15 protein-coding genes and 3 pseudogenes are annotated in these 16,633 nt (G+C 72.0%); 11 read left to right on the forward strand and 7 right to left on the reverse strand.

The annotated features are described in order from the left end of the window. Nucleotides 1-11 precede the first annotated feature (11 nt). A complete protein-coding gene (locus tag GNZ18_RS02330; protein ID WP_156214389.1) occupies nucleotides 12-737 on the forward strand; it encodes a hypothetical protein in 726 nt (241 codons plus the stop codon). Nucleotides 738-751: 14 nt separating this feature from the next. Here GNZ18_RS02330 and GNZ18_RS02335 read toward each other — a convergent pair whose 3' ends face one another. Beyond that, complete coding sequence (locus GNZ18_RS02335) at nucleotides 752-1,324, reverse strand: GNAT family N-acetyltransferase (RefSeq protein ID WP_156214390.1); 573 nt, start codon at nucleotides 1,322-1,324, stop codon at nucleotides 752-754. Nucleotides 1,325-1,510: 186 nt separating this feature from the next. Here GNZ18_RS02335 and GNZ18_RS02340 point away from each other — a divergent pair, with 186 nt between their 5' ends. Continuing rightward, entirely contained in the window at nucleotides 1,511-2,359 is an 849-nt protein-coding gene (locus GNZ18_RS02340; protein ID WP_156214391.1) for an aldo/keto reductase, read from the forward strand. Here GNZ18_RS02340 and GNZ18_RS02345 read toward each other — a convergent pair. Further along, nucleotides 2,329-3,237 (reverse strand): LysR family transcriptional regulator, encoded by a 909-nt coding sequence (locus tag GNZ18_RS02345; protein ID WP_312874254.1) that lies wholly within the window; start codon nucleotides 3,235-3,237, stop codon nucleotides 2,329-2,331. The two genes, GNZ18_RS02340 and GNZ18_RS02345, sit on opposite strands and share 31 nt — an antisense overlap. A gap of 157 nt (nucleotides 3,238-3,394) precedes the next feature. On the opposite strand from GNZ18_RS02345, the gene GNZ18_RS02350 reads away from it, so the two are divergent. The 5 genes from GNZ18_RS02350 to GNZ18_RS02370 all read left to right on the forward strand — a co-directional run bounded on the left by GNZ18_RS02350 (nucleotide 3,395) and on the right by GNZ18_RS02370 (nucleotide 7,434). Further along, nucleotides 3,395-3,694, forward strand: coding sequence for a hypothetical protein (locus tag GNZ18_RS02350; RefSeq protein WP_156214392.1), 300 nt, complete (start codon nucleotides 3,395-3,397; stop codon nucleotides 3,692-3,694). 193 nt (nucleotides 3,695-3,887) lie between these two features. Then, entirely contained in the window at nucleotides 3,888-4,691 is an 804-nt protein-coding gene (locus tag GNZ18_RS02355; protein WP_312874255.1) for a glutamate ABC transporter substrate-binding protein, read from the forward strand. 44 nt (nucleotides 4,692-4,735) lie between these two features. Beyond that, nucleotides 4,736-5,380, forward strand: coding sequence for a hypothetical protein (locus GNZ18_RS02360; protein ID WP_156214393.1), 645 nt, complete (start codon nucleotides 4,736-4,738; stop codon nucleotides 5,378-5,380). A gap of 14 nt (nucleotides 5,381-5,394) precedes the next feature. Beyond that, nucleotides 5,395-6,453, forward strand: a complete 1,059-nt coding sequence (locus tag GNZ18_RS02365; RefSeq protein WP_156214394.1) for an ImmA/IrrE family metallo-endopeptidase — start codon at nucleotides 5,395-5,397, stop codon at nucleotides 6,451-6,453. Between the two features lie 126 nt (nucleotides 6,454-6,579). Then, nucleotides 6,580-7,434 (forward strand): helix-turn-helix domain-containing protein, encoded by an 855-nt coding sequence (locus GNZ18_RS02370; RefSeq protein WP_312874256.1) that lies wholly within the window; start codon nucleotides 6,580-6,582, stop codon nucleotides 7,432-7,434. Between the two features lie 95 nt (nucleotides 7,435-7,529). Here GNZ18_RS02370 and GNZ18_RS02375 read toward each other — a convergent pair whose 3' ends face one another. Both GNZ18_RS02375 and GNZ18_RS02380 read right to left on the reverse strand, forming a co-directional pair. Beyond that, nucleotides 7,530-7,694 (reverse strand): hypothetical protein, encoded by a 165-nt coding sequence (locus GNZ18_RS02375; RefSeq protein ID WP_156214395.1) that lies wholly within the window; start codon nucleotides 7,692-7,694, stop codon nucleotides 7,530-7,532. Nucleotides 7,695-7,714: 20 nt separating this feature from the next. Continuing rightward, nucleotides 7,715-8,002, reverse strand: coding sequence for a hypothetical protein (locus tag GNZ18_RS02380; RefSeq protein ID WP_156214396.1), 288 nt, complete (start codon nucleotides 8,000-8,002; stop codon nucleotides 7,715-7,717). Nucleotides 8,003-8,105: 103 nt separating this feature from the next. On the opposite strand from GNZ18_RS02380, the gene GNZ18_RS02385 reads away from it, so the two are divergent. Continuing rightward, nucleotides 8,106-10,082: an ABC1 kinase family protein gene (locus GNZ18_RS02385; protein ID WP_312874257.1), complete on the forward strand. Its 1,977-nt coding sequence runs from the start codon at nucleotides 8,106-8,108 to the stop codon at nucleotides 10,080-10,082. A 385-nt stretch (nucleotides 10,083-10,467) separates the two neighbouring features. Here the strand turns inward: GNZ18_RS02385 and GNZ18_RS41690 are convergent. After that, nucleotides 10,468-11,430: pseudogene (locus tag GNZ18_RS41690) on the reverse strand (MFS transporter); the annotation flags it as partial. Between the two features lie 47 nt (nucleotides 11,431-11,477). On the opposite strand from GNZ18_RS41690, the gene GNZ18_RS02395 reads away from it, so the two are divergent. After that, nucleotides 11,478-12,149, forward strand: a complete 672-nt coding sequence (locus GNZ18_RS02395; RefSeq protein WP_156214398.1) for a pentapeptide repeat-containing protein — start codon at nucleotides 11,478-11,480, stop codon at nucleotides 12,147-12,149. 37 nt (nucleotides 12,150-12,186) lie between these two features. Next, nucleotides 12,187-12,813: an alpha-ketoglutarate-dependent dioxygenase AlkB gene (locus tag GNZ18_RS02400; RefSeq protein ID WP_156214399.1), complete on the forward strand. Its 627-nt coding sequence runs from the start codon at nucleotides 12,187-12,189 to the stop codon at nucleotides 12,811-12,813. A 92-nt stretch (nucleotides 12,814-12,905) separates the two neighbouring features. Here the strand turns inward: GNZ18_RS02400 and GNZ18_RS42975 are convergent. Continuing rightward, nucleotides 12,906-13,157: pseudogene (locus GNZ18_RS42975) on the reverse strand (S10 family serine carboxypeptidase-like protein); the annotation flags it as partial. A 48-nt stretch (nucleotides 13,158-13,205) separates the two neighbouring features. Beyond that, nucleotides 13,206-13,505, reverse strand: a pseudogene (locus tag GNZ18_RS02410) (S10 family serine carboxypeptidase-like protein); the annotation flags it as partial. A 152-nt stretch (nucleotides 13,506-13,657) separates the two neighbouring features. Here GNZ18_RS02410 and GNZ18_RS02415 point away from each other — a divergent pair. Continuing rightward, on the forward strand, nucleotides 13,658-16,627 hold the full coding sequence (locus tag GNZ18_RS02415; protein ID WP_156214402.1) for an AAA family ATPase: 2,970 nt from the start codon (nucleotides 13,658-13,660) through the stop codon (nucleotides 16,625-16,627). Nucleotides 16,628-16,633 lie beyond the last annotated feature (6 nt).

Consider the following 16,633-nt stretch of genomic DNA (forward strand, 5'->3'; position numbering starts at 1 on the left):
TGATTGGGCCCATGGGCGCCTGGTTCACACGGGAGATCGTCGACAGCGGCCGGCTGCGGCTGTTCGTCTTCCTGGTGGCCTTCATCGCGGCGTTCCTTTTCATCCGGTTCAGCGTGCGGATGATCCGGCGCGGGGCCCGGTGGTGGCCGGGCAATGTCACGCCGGGCGGCCACCACGTCCACCATGTGGTCTTCGGGCTGGTGTTCATGTGCGTGGGCGGCATCAGCGGGCTGCTGGTCGCCGACGAGACCTCCGCCCTGGCCGGGGTGCTGGCGGGCGTCTTCGGCGTCGGGACGGCCCTGGTCCTGGACGAGTTCGCGCTCGTCCTCCACCTCGACGACGTCTACTGGAGCGAGCAGGGGCGCCTTTCGGTGCAGGTCGTCTTCATCGCCATCGCGCTGTGCGGCCTGGCGCTGCTCGGGCTGCGCCCGCTCGGCATCGGGGACGAGCAGGGCACCGCGGTGGCGATCGCCCTGACCCTGCTGTTCAACCTCCTGGTGACGCTGGTCGCGCTCGTCAAGGGCAAGGTGTGGACGGGCCTGATCGGACTGTTCATCGGCATCGTGGCCATTGTCGGCGCGATACGGCTGGCCCGTCCGGGCTCGCCTTGGGCGCGGCGCCGCTACGGCGAGCGGAAACTCGCCCGCGCCACCGCGCGCGACAAACGGCTGCGCGGCCCGTTCCAGCGCCTCGGCACCCGCCTGGCCGATCTGATCGCCGGTCGCCCCAGTTCCTGAAAGCCCGGAGGCGGCTACTCGGCCACCCGCGCGTGCAGGTGCATGTCGTGCCAGCCGTCCTCGTGGAGTACCGAGCTGCGCGCGGTTCCCTCCAGGGCATAGCCGCCTTTTATCGCGACGCTGCATGAGGGCATGTTCTCCACGGAGTGATAAAGCTCGACGCGGTGAAGCCCCGCGACGCCGAGGGCCCATTCGGACAGCGCGCGCAGCGCCTTGGGCGCTATGCCCTGCCCACGCGCCAACGGCCGCACCCAGTAGGCGCATTCGGCGACGCCCTCCTTGAGGTCCATCGTCCGCAGCCCGGCATGCCCGAAAATCTCCTCGCCTCTCGCGACCGCCCACCCGGCGGTCGTCTCGGTCTTCCAGCCGTCCGCCCAGGCGGTGATCATCTCCTCCGCCTCCTCGACCGACTCGACGCTGCGCACGCCCCACCGGCGGATCGACGGGTCCTGCCTGGCCGCGAGGAGGACGGGCGCGTCCCGGTGCGTCCACGGCCGCAGCACCAGGCCGTCGCCCGCGTCGATGACGGGCTGGGCGGACGCGGCGAGAGAGCCGGGTGGGACGACCGGGGGGACGAGGTTCGGCATGCCGCCATTCAACCCCACGGGCACCCGCCGCAGACGTCCCTCCCCCGCCGCGAACGGGCCTTCGGAGGGGCCGGACGCCGCCGTCCGCACCGGGGTTAAGCGAGACCGAAAGGTGCGGTGAAGCAGCCCTCACGCCAGCGGACCGTCCCGCTTGAGAGAATGGGGTGACCCGTTAAAGGAGACGTGATGCACGACCTGACCATCACCATCGGCGGAGACCTGCCCGTCCGCAGGCTCGGTTTCGGCGCCATGCAGCTCACCGGCCCCCAGATCTGGGCCCCTCCGGCCGACCGGCCCGGGGCCGTCGCCGTGGCGCGCCGCGCCGTGGAACTGGGCGTCACCTTCATCGACACCGCCGATTCCTACGCGCTCGGGGCGAACGAGGAACTGCTCGCCGAGGCCCTGCACCCCTATCCGGAGAACCTGCTCATCGCCACGAAGGCGGGGCAGAGCCGGCCCAGCGCGTCCGAATGGGTTCCGCTCGGACGCCCCGAGTACCTGCGCCAGCAGGCGGAGTTGAGCCTGCGGCGGCTGCGCGTCGAACGCATCGACCTGTACCAGTTGCACCGCATCGACCCGAAGGTCCCGGCCGCCGACCAGTTCGGCGCGCTCAAGGGCCTCCAGGACGAGGGCAAGGTGCGCCACATCGGCCTTTCCGAGGTCTCCGTGGCGGAGATCGAGGCGGCCCGGGAGGTGGTCGACATCGTCAGCGTGCAGAACCTCTACAACCTGGAGAGCCGCCAGCACGAGGACGTCCTCGACTATTGCGAGCGCGAGGGCATCGCGTTCATCCCGTGGATTCCGATCGCGTCCGGGAAGCTGACCCGTCCCGGCGGACCCGTCGCCCGGGTCGCCGAGGAAGCGGGCGCCACGGCCGCGCAGGTCTCCATCGCGTGGCTGCTCCAGCGGTCCCCGGCGATGCTGCCGATCCCGGGGACCTCGTCGATCGCCCACCTGGAGGAGAACCTCGCCTCGGCCGACCTGGAACTGACCGACGACCAGTTTCAGTTCCTCTCCAAGATCGCCGCGCCGTAGCCCGCGGCGGCGGCCAACTCCTCGACCATCGCGCCGATGGCGGGCCGCCGCGCCGCCTCCCGCCGCCACACCGCGTAGACGTGCCGGCTGAGCACCGGCCGCACCTCGGCGACGGTGACGCCCGGCGGCACCTCGTCCCTGCCGAGCCGCGGGAGGACGCACACCCCGAGCCCCGCCGCGACCAGCGCCAGCTGCGTCGGGTGCTCGGCGGCCGTGTGGACCACCCGCGGCTCGGCGAACGTCCGCAGCAGCCACCCGTGGCAGACGGCGCCGACGGGCCAGGTGATCCATTCCTCGCCCGCCAACTCCTCCACCCCGACGACGGCGCATCCCGCGAGCCGGTGCGAGTCCGGCAGGGCGATGTCGACGACGTCGTCCAGAAGGGGCGCCTTCAGCAGTCCGTCGGGCAGTTCGAGCGGCGCGTTGAACCAGTCCTGGACGATCGCGACGTCCAGTTCCCCGCGTGCCACGCGCGTGCTCGCCGTGCCCGGTTCCAGTTCCGAGACCTCCACCGCGAGATCCGGATACCGCACCCGCATGGCCCCGAGGGCGGTCGGCAGCAATCCGCGCACCGCGGTGGAGAAACCGGCGACGGAAAGGCGCCCGGCGACCGTGCCGCGATGCCCCTCCAGGATGGCCTCGGCCTCGTCGACCAGCGACAGAATGCGCTCGCCGTATCCGACGAGGACCATGGCCGCGCCGGTCAGCGCGACGCCGCGTCCGGCCCGCTCGACCATCGGCTGACCGGTCTCCCGCTCCAACTTCGCGATCCGCTGGGAAACCGCGGACGGCGTTATGTACAGCGCCTCCGCCGCACCGGTCAGCGATCCATGATCACGCACCGCGCACAACGCCTGAAGCAACAAGAAATCGAACACCGAACCCCCTCACCCGAACCTTAGCGACAATGCGGGCTGATAATGTGACCGGTGGTGGTCGAGCCCATGCGGACGGTCGCCTTCCGCCGGTCCCCGAGGCCGAACACCGCCGCACCCTTCGGGCCAATCCCCCTGACCAAAGGGACAGGTGTTGCACGTGTCAGAATCCGTGGAAAGCGTGACGCCGGAGACCGAGGCCTCCTGGCTCGGGCGCCTCGTCGCCCTGTTCACCCCGGTCTTCTCCGTGGCGGCCGGCTGGTTCGCCGGGCTGATCGCCGAGATCGTCCCCGGCGCCGAGCTGGACCAGACGCAGCTCACGACCTTCATGGTCGCGGCCATGACGGCGGCCCTCGCCACCGCCTGGAAATGGCTCCAGGGCTGGCAGCAGCACGAACGCCTCGTGGCCGAGGGGAAGGCCGTCCCGGTGAAAAGCGCACGTTCCAAAAAGCGCGCCTGAACCCGCGCCGCCTCGGCCAGGAAGGGCACTTGATCTGCGACTTTATCCCGTGCGCTTCCTGACGTTCACCCGGCGTCGTAGATCGTCATCACGGAAAGCACGGCCGGGCGACCCCGAGTTCGGTCGCGATCGGTGAATTCCGACGTTTCCTGGCGTTCACCTCAGGGACGCTTTGGGTTGGTAGCCATGGCGCGTGAACAGTGGATTGGTTTGGGCGGTCGCGCTGTCGTGCCTGGGCCTCACCGGATGCGCCGCGGCAACCGCGTCGGTGTCCAGCAAGGACACGATCGTCGTCGGCGTCAAGGACGACCAGCCGGGGCTCGGGCTCATGGAACGCGGTTCCCACCGCGGGTTCGAGGTCGACGTCGGAACCTACATCGCCGAGCACATGGGCGCGAAGCACATCACCTTTCGGACCGTCCGCTCGGACAACCGGGAACGGCTCCTGAACGCGCACACGGTCGACCTTGTGCTGGCCTCGTACTCGATTACTCCCGACCGTGCGAAACTCGTCACTTTCGGTGGCCCGTACTATGTCGCCCACCAGGACATCATGGTCCGGCGGCCCGAGAACAGGATCCGGGGGGTGCGCGACCTCGCCGGACGGCGGATGTGCCAGGCGAGCGGCTCGGTCTCCACTGAGCGGGTGGTGATCGGGCTGGGGATCCGCCCAACGCTCGTGCCCGCGTCGTCCTACAGCGAGTGCGTCGGAAGGCTGCTCGCCGGCAAGGTGGACGTGGTGTCGACCGGTGACCTCGTCCTGGCCGGGTTCGCGGCCCGCTACCGGGACCGTGTGAAGATCATCAACGCGCCCTTCACCGACGAGCGGTACGGCGTCGGGCTGCGCAGGGGCGACATCGACGGGTGCGAGGGCGTGAACCGGGCCCTCACCACCATGTACCAGGACGGAACCGCCGCGCGGCTCCTGAGCAAGTGGTTCGGCGCCTCCGAGCTGAAGATGACGACGTCCGTCCCCGAGTTCGAGGGCTGCTCGTAGCCGTCGCGCCGGGAAATGTCGGTGGCGGCCGTTAGCGTGGGGTGATGCACGAGGAACGGGATGTCTGGGAGGAGCTGCGGGGCGCCGGGTTCCTGCACGCGGTGCGGGAGGCGCACCGCGAGGCCACGCTGGCGGTCTTCGGGGGGCTGAGCCGCGCCGCGGGGTTCAAGGAGCGCTCGTTCGGGGTCGGGGCGTTCGACGTGCTGGAATCGCAGATCGACCGCGTCTTCGAGGGCGACGGGCGGGTCGTCCGGGACGATCTGAACGGGTCGCCCGGCTGGCGCTACGGCCCGTACCGGGTGCTGACGAAGCGGCACGAGTTCGGCGCCGTGCGGGCGGTCCGGTGGGACCGCGACAGCCCGACCAAGCAGGCCGTGGCACGGCAGGGCTACGCGGAGGACCCGCAGCTCGCGCTGGATCTCGGGATCGCCCGCGACACGCCCGGGGTCCTGACGCTGGTGCTGGCCCACAGCGCCAGCGAGGAGCCGCTGGAGATGGAGCTCTACCTGGGGCGGCCCAGGTGGAACGCGGACGGGGGGACGGCCTGGCACTGGGTGCGGGAGCTGAGTGACGAGGCGCTGGGGCGTGATCCACGTCGTAAGCTCGTCGAGCGGACGTTGCCGCTGTGGAGCGATGCGGCCGATGTGCCCATGCGGCTCCGGGAAGAGACGAGCACTGAAACGGCCTAGTGGACGATGAACGGATGGCCCGGCGGGCCGCCGGGCCGCCGTTCGACTGCGAGCGGCTGACGCTGGCCCGGCGGCTCAGGGGGCTGCGCAAGAACCAGCTCGCGCAGCGCGTCGGGACCACGCCGAAGGCGATCGGGCAGTACGAGGCGGGCGTCCACCGCCCGCCGGACGCGACGCTCGCGCGGCTGGCGATCGCGCTCGGCGTCCCGGTCGAGTTCTTCCGGCCGGGCCGGAGCCCGGTCTCGATGGACGGCGCGCACTTCCGGTCGCTGCGGTCGACGTCGCAGATCGAGCGCGACCAGGCGCTCGCCTACGGCCGCATCGCGACCGACGTCGTCGCCGCGCTGGAGCACGCCGTCGACTTCCCGGCCGTCGACCTGCCCGAGTACTCCGTCCCGCCCGACGAGATCGCCGGCAGCGGCCCGGTGGAGGCGGCGAAGGTCACCAGGAAGGCGCTGCTCGGCGAACCGGGCCCGGTCGCGCACGTGGTGCGGCTGCTGGAGGCGCACGGCGTGATCGTCCTCGTCCTGCCGGACGCGGCGGAGCGGGTGGACGCCTTCAGCGTCGGGATCCACCCCCGCCCGATGGTGTTCTTCAACCCGGCGAAAGGCGACTACTGGCGCAACCGCTTCGACGGCGCGCACGAGCTGGGCCACCTGGTGATGCACGCCGACGCCGAACCCGGTGAACGGATCGTCGAAGATCAGGCGAACCGTTTCGCGGCGGAATTCCTGATGCCCGAAGAGGGAATCTCCGAGCAATTGCCGGGAACCGCCGACTGGGACCGGCTCGCCGAGTTGAAGCGGGTATGGGGCGTCAGCATGGCCGCGCTCCTTTACCGCTCCCGCACGCTCGGGATCATGAAGGAGAACGCGTACCGGAACGCGATGAGCACGATGAGCGCACGCGGCTGGCGGCGCCAGGAACCGGGCGGCGTCAGAGCGCTCGAACGGCCCACGATGCTGACCAGGGCGGTCGAACTGGTCGGCGCGGCGGGCACCGACCGTGACCGGCTCGCCGAAAGCGCGCGCGTCACCCGCGCCGATCTGGACCTTCTCGTTCCGCCCCGTTAGAACGCCATTTTGGAGCGGTCCTGAAGGGCGAAATGAGTTACATATCTCTGTCCGGCGGTTCCCTGCGCGCCCGCCATTGACTGTGAGAAGCTCCCAGGGTTGTCAGAAACGAGACCTGGAGATCTTGTGCTGGACAATCGGCAGGCCGCGCCGACCGCGATGCGCATGCAGATCGGCGCCCGGCTGCGGCGCCTGCGGGAGGAGAAGGGCATCGGGCGCGCCCAGGCGGGCGCGGCGATCCGCGGCTCGGCGTCCAAGATGAGCAGGCTGGAACTCGGCCGGCACGCCTTCAAGCCCCGGGACGTCCACGACCTCCTCGACCTCTACGGCGTACACGACGCGGGCGAGCGCGAGGGGCTGCTCGACCTCGTCCGGCAGGCGCGGCGGCCCGGCTGGTGGCAGTCCTTCGGCGACGTCGTGCCGAACTGGTTCGAGCAGTACCTCGGGCTGGAGCAGTCGGCGTCCTCGATCCACTGCTACGAGGTCCAGTACATCCCCGGCCTGCTCCAGACCCGCGAGTACGCACAGGCGGTCATCGGCCTGGAGCACCAGGAGGGCGTCGACCGGCGCCTCTCCGTCCGGATGGCCCGGCAGGAGATCCTGCGCCGCCCCGACCGTCCCGCGCAGCTGCGGGCGGTGATCGACGAGGCGGCCCTGCGCCGCCCGATCGGCGGGCCCGCCACGATGCGCGGCCAGATCGAACACCTCATCGCGGTCTCGGAGGGCATGGACAACGTGAACGTGCGCATCCTGCCGTTCGCGGCGGGCGGCCACGTCGCGCTCGGCGGCCCGATCACGGTCGTCCGCTTCGCCCACCACGACCTGCACGACGTCGTCTACCTCGAACAACTCACCGGAGCGCGCTACCCCGAGGGCCATGAGGCCGCCCGCTACCAGGAGATCATGGACCTGGTCACCGGCCGCGCCTGCCACCCGGCCCGCACCGCCGCCTTCCTCAAGGACCTCCTCTCCGACCTCTGACCCGCCGAGGATCACGGGCGAGGCGGTGGCGGTGCTGATGAGGCCGATGAGATGGCCCTCTGGGTCGTTGAACTTGCCCATGGTCAGGCCGCCCCTCACCACGTCCGGGCCTGGCGCTCGGCCTGCGCCGACGCGGTCTCGACGTCGTCGACCTCCACGAAGATCGTGACGTGGCCCCGGCAGCCCTCGGCGCGGGTCGGTCCGCGCCAGGAGGACGACGGGGTCTCCGGGACCTCGAACACGGCGCCGCCGATTCCCACGCTCGGCCCTGACGTCCTCCTCACCTGACACCAGCCCGTAGCGCTGGATTGTCCGCGCTGATCAGCCAGCCGACCATGTCGGAGTAGAACCTCTGGGCGGCCTCGCCGTCCCTGCCCTCGATCTCGAAGTGGACAACAGCGTTTCCCACCGAGACCACCAGCGCACCGCTCCCTGAGCGGACCACGCGGCCCACCGGCGGCGCCCGCACCCGCGCCCGCATCGGCACCCGCATCGGCACCCGCATCGGCGCCCGCATCGGCGGTGGCGGCAGCGGCGGCGGTGGCGGCTTCCGCAGCGGTGGGGGCATGCCGTGTTCGTCGGGCCGGTCGGAGGGTCGGCTCGTTCTGGTGGGGGACGTTGTCCCTCGGATGGGGGAGTTCGTGGCGCGCGGACGTTCCTAGGCTCGCCGCGTGACTTCATCGACCTGGGGTTTCTCGGCCGCGATCGCGTTCGCCGGGGGCCTGCTGCTCAACACACTGATCATGGCCTACGGCGCGCGGCGGTTGCTGGACGCGCGTTTCTCGCTGTTCCGGACGGTCGTCGCCGGGGTCATGGGGCAGGCCGCGGCGAGCCCGATCATCGGCGCGCTCGTCGGCGGGCTGGACGCGCGCCGGGAGCTGACCGCGATCGCGTGGTTCGTCATGCTGGGGCTCGCGTGCGCGCTGCTCGTGTCGATGACCGTCCTGGTGCTGTGGGAGGCGTTCGTCCCGACCGGGTCCGTCCCGTCGCCGCTGCTGTGGACCCGGGGCGTGCGGTCGCGGATCGCGCGGGCGCGGCGGTACCGGCAGATCACGTTCGTGCTGCTGCGTCGCGGGCTCGGCCCCTACCTGCGGGGACGGGCGCGGCGCGGGCCGAGCACGCGGGCGGGGCGGGAGCGGCTCGCGCGGTCGCTGACCTCGGCGCTGGAGGAGGGCGGCGTGGTGTTCGTCAAGCTCGGCCAGGTGCTGTCGACGCGGCGGGACGTCCTGCCGCCGGAGTTCGTCGCGGAACTCGGGCGGCTCCAGGACCGTGCCGCGCCCGTCCCGTGGCCGGAGATCGAGCGGGTGGTCCGGGAGGAGTTGGGCGCGCCGCCCGAGGACGTCTTCGCCGCTTTCGACCGGGTTCCGCTGGCCGCCGCGTCGGTCGCGCAGGTGCACACGGCGAGGCTGCGGTCCGGGGAGGAGGTCGTCGTGAAGATCCAGCGGCCGGACGTCCGCGCGGTCGTGGAACGGGACCTTGACATCGTCGGACGGCTGGCCCGCACGTTGCGGGCCCGCGCCGGGTGGGCGCGCTCGATGGGCGTGGTGGACCTCGCCGAGGGGTTCGCGGCCGCGTTGCGCGAGGAACTGGACTTCCGGGTCGAGGCGGGCAACATGGCCTCGGTGGCGGCGGCCGCGACGGCGCGCGGGTCGGACGTCCTCCTCCCGCGCCCGCACGCGGACCTGTGCACCGGGCGCGTGCTGGTGATGCAGCGGCTGCCCGGGGTCGCGCTGAGCAAGGCGGGCCCGTCGATCGACGCGCGCGGGCTCGACCGGAAGGCGCTGGCGCGCGTGCTGCTCGACACGCTGCTGCGCCAGATCGTCTTGGACGGGATCTTCCACGCCGATCCGCATCCGGGCAATGTCCTGCTGCTGGACGACGGGCGCCTCGGCCTGATCGACTTCGGCTCCGTCGGACGCCTGGACTCCGAGCTGCGCGCCGCGCTGCGGCGGATGCTGCTCGCGATGAACCGCGCCGACCCGGTCGCGGTGGCCGACGCGTTCCTGGAGGTCGTCGCCCGCCCGGACGAGCTGGACGAGCAGGGCCTCGTCCGCGCGCTCGGCGCGTTCATGACCCGCCACCTCGGCGCCGGCACGACCCCGGGCATGGCGATGTTCACCGAGCTGTTCCGCCTGGTCGCGCGGTACGACCTGGCGGTCCCGGCGGAGATCGCGGCGGTATTCCGGGCGCTCGCGACGCTGGAGGGCGGCCTCACCGAGCTGGCGCCGGGCTTGAGCATCGTCACCGAGGCACAAACGTTCGGCGAGACCTACCTGCGGGAGCAGATGCACCCCGAGTCGGTGCGGGACGCCGCCGCGGACGAGCTGACCGCGCTGCTGCCGATGCTGCGCCGCCTCCCCCGCCGTCTGGACCGCATCGCCGCGGCCGCCGAGGCCGGACGGCTGACCCTGAACATCCGCCTGTTCAGCGACGAACGGGACCGCCGGACGGTCACCGGCCTCCTCCAGCAGGTGCTCATCACGTTCCTCGCCTCGACGGCGGGGATCATGGCGGTGATGCTGCTCGGCCTCGGCGACGGCCCGCCCATGACCGGCGAGGTGACCCTGTACGAGTTCTTCGGCTACTGCCTCCTCGTCGTCTGCTCGGTGCTCGCCCTCCGCGTGCTGGCGGTGATCTTCCGCCGCTGATCCGGCCGGTTCCGGGCCGTCGCCCGTGTCGCCGCCGGGGCAGCGCCAGCAGGAGCGGGACCAGGAGGCACGCCGCGCCGGCCGTGACCATCGCTCCCCCGGTCAGCGCGACCAGCCCCGGGACGGCGGGCTGGGCGATCCCCCAGGAGGAGCCGTGGAAGGCGAACCATCGCGGCCGGTCGGCCTCCGGCGCCGTCTCTGCGATCAGGGCGGGCCAGCGCCCTTGCAGGACGCTGTCGACCGCCGCCCACGCGAGGTAGCCCGCCGCCATGAGCGGGACGGAGCGTCCGACGGCCATGGCGAGCGTGAGGACGCCCAAGGCGACCGTCCCGATGACCAGGACGCGCTCGTGCCCGAGGCCGCGCAGGGCGTGGCGGCCCAGACGTCCCGTCAGCGGCGCCACCAGGGCGGCACCGGTCAGCGTCAGGCCGGGCAGCCACGCCGGAGCCCCGCGCTGGAGCAGGACGAACGGCACGAACATCAGCACCGCGAGATAGCCGCAGGCGAACGCCGTCCCCGCCGCCGTCAACCGCACCAGCGCGCCGGGCGGTCGCCACCCCGTCACGCCACGTCGTCCGAAGAAGCGAACCCGGGTGGTCGTCGTTTCAGGATCAGCGTGGCCCCTGGCGGGCGCCTCCCTTCCGGATGCCGGGGAACCGGGGTTGGGAAACGGGGCCTTCGAAGCGTCGGAGGCCGCCAAGCCGGATGCGTTTGAACTGGGCGTCTCCACGGCAAGGGTCTCGGGACCGGGAATGCGCGAGGCGGAGGGAAGTGGGTTCGTCGTCGGCGGGCGTGGAGGGCTTCGGGTGGGCTGGTCGGGGGTGAGGAGCGCCAGGGCCACGCCTGCGGCCAGGAGGCAGGTCAGGCCGTCCGCCACGATGAGCCATCGGGCGCCGAGCGGCAGCAGGAGCGCGGCGAGCAGGCCGCCGACCGCGCCGGACGCGACCAGTGACGTCCCGAGGAATCCGTAGACGTCGGTCTGGGCGTGACGATCGGTCAGCCGGGCCAGCGACTCCTGCGTGGCGGGTTCGTAGATCTCGAAGGCGAGCCCGACCAGTGCGACGGCGGCCAGCACCCACCCGGGGTCGCGGGCTCCGGCCAGCAGGAGCATGGTGGCGCCGGTCGCCGTCAGGCCCAGGACGATCACCGAGCGGGGCGCCAGGTGATCGAGGAGCAGGCCGCCCAACCAGCGCGAGACGAGCGCCGCGGCACCGAACACGCCGAGCGCCCAGGCCGCCAGGTCATGGCCCGCGAGGACGGCGAGGAACGGCAGGACGTACGCGCCCAGCTGGTTGAGCACGCGCACGCCCACCAGCGCCTTCACATCTCTCCGCAGTCTCTCGGTCACGCTGCGAGAGTACGACTCGGCTCTGACATTTCAGTACGGTCGCCTCCATGCCTCCGACGAAGACGTCCCGCATCAAAGAGCCCGCGCGTCCCAAGCTTCCGGCCGCGCCCGCGCCCGCCGGGCCCGAGCACGATCTCGTGGACGACGAGGTCCTGCGCGAGCTGCGGTTCGGCGCGCGGGACCTCTCCGGACGGGACGCGCAGGACGTCGAGATCGAGCGCTGCGTGTTCGACGGGACGCGGCTCCCCGCGACCGTCCTGGAGCGGGCGACGGTCGCCGACTCCGCGTTCGACCGCTGCGACCTGGCGAACCTGAGGCTCACCAACGCGCGGATGTTCAACGCGACCGTCACCGGGTCGCGGATGACCGGCGCCGCGCTGACCGACTGCGCGTTCCAGGACGTGGTGTACGAGGCGTGCCGCGCCGACCTCGCCGGGTTCCGGTTCAGCACGTTCAAGCGGGTCGTGTTCCGCGACTGCAACCTGGAGGGCGCGACGTTCCAGAACGCCGACCTGCGCGGGGTCCGGTTCCAGGAATGCCGACTCGGCGGCGCGCAGTTCAGCGGCGCGACGATGACGGGCGCGCGGTTCTCCGGCTGCGATCTGCGCGGGGTGGCGGGGGTGCAGAGCATGCGCGGCGTGACCGTGTCGGCGATGGACGCGCCGGGGCTGCTCGCCAGTTTCGCGGCGGAGCTCGACATCACGATCGAGGACGGCTGATCGAACACGTGTTTGACCCGCCGGATACATTGGGGGCATGACAGGCGCTTTTCAAGGCTCGCTGCTGGACGACACGGACGAGACAGGCCCGCGGCCCCTCACCTCCGCCCGCCGGACGCGGCTGGCCCACGGCGCCTGGATCGACGTCCTGCCCGGCTGGGTCCCGGGGGCCGACGCGCTCTTCGAACGGCTCCTCACGGCCGTCCCGTGGCGGGCGGAGAGCCGCCGCATGTACGACCGGGTCGTGGACGTCCCCCGCATGCTGGCCTTCTACCGGGAGGGCGACACACTGCCCGATCCCGTCCTGGACGAGGCGAAGGCCGCCCTCGACGAGCACTACACCCCGGAGCTGGGCGAGCCGTTCAGCACGGCCGGGCTCTGCCTGTACCGCGACGGCCGCGACAGCGTCGCCTGGCACGGCGACACGCTCGGACGCGGCGCGACGCAGGACACGATGATCGCGATCCTGTCCGTCGGGACGCCGCGTCCGCTGCTCCTGCGCCCGCGCGGTGGCGGCCCGACGATCCGCCGCGAACTCGGGCACGGCGACCTCATCGTGATGGGCGGAAGCTGCCAGCGGACCTGGGAGCACGCGATTCCGAAGTCGGCCCGCGCGCTCGGCCCGAGGATCAGCGTCCAGTACCGCCCGCACAACGTCCGCTGAGCCGTCCCCGGGCACGCGGGCGTCTCCAGCCGTCCCCGGGCAGGCGGGCGTCTCCAGCCGTCCCCGGGCACGCGGGCGTCTCCAGGCCGTGCCTACCGCCTGTGCCCGCCCTCGCCGTTGTGCTCCTTCGCCAGCTGCTGCGGGTCGTATCCGTGGAACGGGCGGTCGAAGACCCAGTTGTAGATCATCTCCCGGCAGATCTCGGGCTGGAACGCGGGCGCCTGGTGGCCGGAGTCCGGCAGGCTGACCTGCGTCAGGTTCCGGTACGCGCGGACGAACCCCTTCGGATCGCCTTGGGCCTGCGTCCAGGACGTCCTCGTAGTCCCGGTACAGGCTCTCCTTCTGGTCGATGCCGATGAACCCGGTCGTGTACACGTAGTCGACCAGGATCTTCAGCGACAGCTCGGGTTTGATCCAGCCGTTGCCGATGGCGATGCCCTGGAGGTCGAGTGCCGGCCCTCGTTCTGCCGGTTCTTCTCGTCGATCTTCGAGGCGATGTGCGGCACGTACTTCCCGCCGTGGCTCTGGCCGGCGATGGAGAGCGGGCACCGCGCGTACGCCTCGTGTTCGGCGAAGGACCTCTGGAGGCCCTCCCAGAACATCTCGCTGAGCGTGTCCTCGTCCTTGACGTACTCGGCGAGGTCGGAACAGCTGTAACCGGTGCCCACGGGCTGGTCCCAGAAGGCGACGTGCGCCTGCTGGTTGCCGCCGACGCGTGGACGCGCGGGGGCGACCGCCGCGTCGTCCTCCTCCCCTCACCATCCGGGGGCGGTAAAGCCTCGCCGACGACCGAGGGGCGGTGGCACGATTACGATGGTCCCCGCCCGTGGCCGAGGAGGTTCGTTTGCTGCGTCTGGTCGTCTCTCAGACCTCCCCCCGGGCGTACCGGACGGTCCTGGACGCGCTCCAGGCCCCGCTGCCGCCCTACAGCCCGCCGGGCCGGCACATCATGATCGAGCCGGGGCAGTACCCGGCGACGGGCTTCCGCAGCTCGGGCGACTTCGTGCTGACGGCCGCCGCGGGCCCCGGGTCGGTCACGCTCGACGGCGCGACGGACGCGACGATCGAGGTCACCGGGAACGTGACACTCCAGGGGCTGATCGTCCGGAACTGGAGCGATGAGGGCAACGCGCTGGACGTGGCGAAGGGCAGCGTCCTCGCCGAGCAGTGCCAGTTCGTGAGCCGCGCCGGGACGGTCGCGGTGAGCGTGTGGAACGGCGGGCGGCTGGCGCTCAAGGGCTGCCGGGTGCAGGACGGCGCGGTCGTGTACTCGGCCTCGTCCGGGCTCGTCGAGTCCACCGACCTCGCGGGGACGCAGAGCAACGCGCTGGCGATCCGCAAGGGCAGCGCGGTGACGGTGCGGGGCTGCCGCATCGAGGGCGCGACCGGCAGCGGGATCTGGGTGACCGAGGGGTCCAAGCCGCTGATCGAGCAGTGCACGATCTCGGCGCCGGGGTCGGCGGCGGTCCTGGTGGACGACCACGCGGACGCCGCGATCCGCAACTCGGCGTTCCACGGCAGCGGGACGTGCTCGCTGGTCGTCCGGGACAAGGGCAAGGCGCTCGCGGAGGACTGCCTGATCACCGACGCGGCGATGGAGGCGGTGTGGGTGACCGCCGCCGGATCGCTGACCGCGCGGCGGCTGCGGCTCCAGACGCCGCGCCGGACCGGCGTGGTCGTCGAGGAGGGCACCGGGTACTTCGAGGACTGCGAGATCCTCGGCGCGGGCAAGCACGGCGTGTTCGTCGGCGAGCGGGGGCGCGGCACGTTCGTCCGAGGGCGGGTGGCGGACGCGGCGGAGATCGGCGTCGCGGCGGTCGAGGGCGGCAGCGGGACGTTCACCGGCGTGACCGTGACCGGCAGCGGGGACATCGGCGCGAACGCCGACCCGGACTGCGAGATGACCCTGCGGGACTGCGCGATCGTCGACAACCCCGGCACGGGCCTCGTCATGGCGAGGACGGCGCGCGTCCACATGTCGGGGGTGACGAGCGAGCGGAACGGCGGGGAGGACATCCTCGACTTCGAGCCGGAGGTCGTCACCGCGAAGGTCGTGGAGACGGCGCTGGGCGCGGCCGCGGAGGCGGACGCGAAGGCGGGCGGCGCCAAGGCGGCGCCGGGCCCGAAGCCCCCCGAGCGGGCGTCCGCCGACGAACTGCTCGCCGAGCTGGACGCGATGATCGGCCTCGCCGGGGTGAAGCGGGAGATCAGGAAGCTCACCAACCTCCAGAAGGTCGCCGAGCAGCGGCGGCTCGCGGGCCTGCCGCCGGGCCCGACGATCGGGCGGCACATGGTGTTCGCGGGCCCGCCCGGGACGGGCAAGACGACGGTCGCGCGCCTGTACGGCCGGATCCTCGCGGCGCTCGGCGTGGTCGAGAAGGGCCAGGTCGTCGAGGTCAGCCGCGGCGACCTCGTATCGGAGAACGTCGGCGGGACGGCGCTGAAGACGGCCGACGCATTCGAGCGCGCGAAGGGCGGCGTCCTGTTCGTGGACGAGGCGTACGCGCTGGCCCGCGAGACCACCGGCACCGACTTCGGGCAGGAGGCCATCGACACCCTCGTCAAGCTCATGGAGGACCACCGCGACGAGGTCGTGGTGATCGCGGCCGGGTACTCGGCGGAGATGCGCGAGTTCCTCAGCGCGAACCCGGGGCTGAAGTCGCGGATATCCCGGACGGTCGAGTTCGAGAACTACGCCCCCGCCGAGCTGCTCCAGATCGTCGAGCTCCAGGCGGGCAAGGACGGCTACCGGCTCGCCGGCGACGCGCGGACCGCCGTCCTCGACCACTTCACCGCGGTGAAGCGGGACGCGAGCTTCGGCAACGGGCGCGCGGCGCGGCGGGTGTTCGAGGCGGCGGTCGAGCGGCAGGCGCAGCGGCTGGCCGAGCTGGTCGAGCTGCCGTCCAGCGAGGAGCTGAGCCTGCTGCTCGCCGAGGACCTCGACGTCGAGACGGGCCTGGCGGCGCGGTTCGGCGAGGCGCGGGACGCGGGGCAGGTCCGCGACGTCCTGGCGAAGCTGACCGGCATGACGGGCCTGGCGGGCGTCAAGCGGGAGATCGGCGACCTGCTCGACCTGCTCGCCTCGGCGCGGCGGCGCCGCGAGGCCGGGCTGGAGGCCGAGCCGTTCACCGGGCACCTGATCTTCGCGGGCCCGCCCGGGACGGGCAAGACGACCGTCGCGCGCCTGTACGGGGAGCTGCTCGCGGCGCTCGGCGTCCTCGCGCAGGGCCAGGTGGTCGAGACGGCGCGCGTCGACCTGGTCGGGCAGTACGTCGGGCACACCGCGAAGCGGACCGCGGACGTCTTCGAGCGGGCCCGCGGCGGGGTCCTGTTCATCGACGAGGCGTACACGCTGGCCCGGTCCACCGGCGGCACCGGGCACGACTTCGGCCAGGAGGCCATCGACACCCTCGTCAAGCTGATGGAGGACCACCGCGACGAGGTGATCGTCGTCGCGGCGGGCTACACCTCCGAGATGGAGGGGTTCCTGGCGGCGAACCCGGGCCTGGCGTCCCGGTTCGCGCGCACGCTCACGTTCGAGCCCTACGACGTGGACGGCCTCGTGTCGATCTTCGTGGGCAAGGCGGAGGGCGCCGACTACCTCGTCCCGGACGAGACGCGCGCGGCCCTCGCCGGCCACCTCGCGGCCGAGCGCGACCGGTTCCGGGAGGGCAACGGCCGCGAGGTGGACAAGCTGTTCCGGACGGCGGTCACCGCGCACGCCCGCCGCACCGAGCAGCTCGCGAACGGCGGCGAGGAACTGACCAAGGCGCAACTGGCGACCCTGCTCCCCGCCGACATCACGCCCGCCTAGTTCACC

Source organism: Actinomadura litoris (genome assembly GCF_009733595.1).
GTDB classification, from domain to species: domain Bacteria; phylum Actinomycetota; class Actinomycetes; order Streptosporangiales; family Streptosporangiaceae; genus Spirillospora; species Spirillospora litoris.

Bases quoted from the DNA above. Each gene is read 5' to 3' on its own strand.
- GNZ18_RS02335 (WP_156214390.1), bottom strand. From the start codon at position 1,324: ATGCCGAACCTCGTCCCCCCGGTCGTCCCACCCGGCTCTCTCGCCGCG.
- GNZ18_RS02380 (WP_156214396.1), bottom strand. From the start codon at position 8,002: ATGCCCCCACCGCTGCGGAAGCCGCCACCGCCGCCGCTGCCGCCACCG.
- GNZ18_RS02360 (WP_156214393.1), top strand. From the start codon at position 4,736: ATGCACGAGGAACGGGATGTCTGGGAGGAGCTGCGGGGCGCCGGGTTC.
- GNZ18_RS02330 (WP_156214389.1), top strand. From the start codon at position 12: ATGGGCGCCTGGTTCACACGGGAGATCGTCGACAGCGGCCGGCTGCGG.
- GNZ18_RS02340 (WP_156214391.1), top strand. From the start codon at position 1,511: ATGCACGACCTGACCATCACCATCGGCGGAGACCTGCCCGTCCGCAGG.
- GNZ18_RS02395 (WP_156214398.1), top strand. From the start codon at position 11,478: ATGCCTCCGACGAAGACGTCCCGCATCAAAGAGCCCGCGCGTCCCAAG.
- GNZ18_RS02365 (WP_156214394.1), top strand. From the start codon at position 5,395: ATGGCCCGGCGGGCCGCCGGGCCGCCGTTCGACTGCGAGCGGCTGACG.
- GNZ18_RS02400 (WP_156214399.1), top strand. From the start codon at position 12,187: ATGACAGGCGCTTTTCAAGGCTCGCTGCTGGACGACACGGACGAGACA.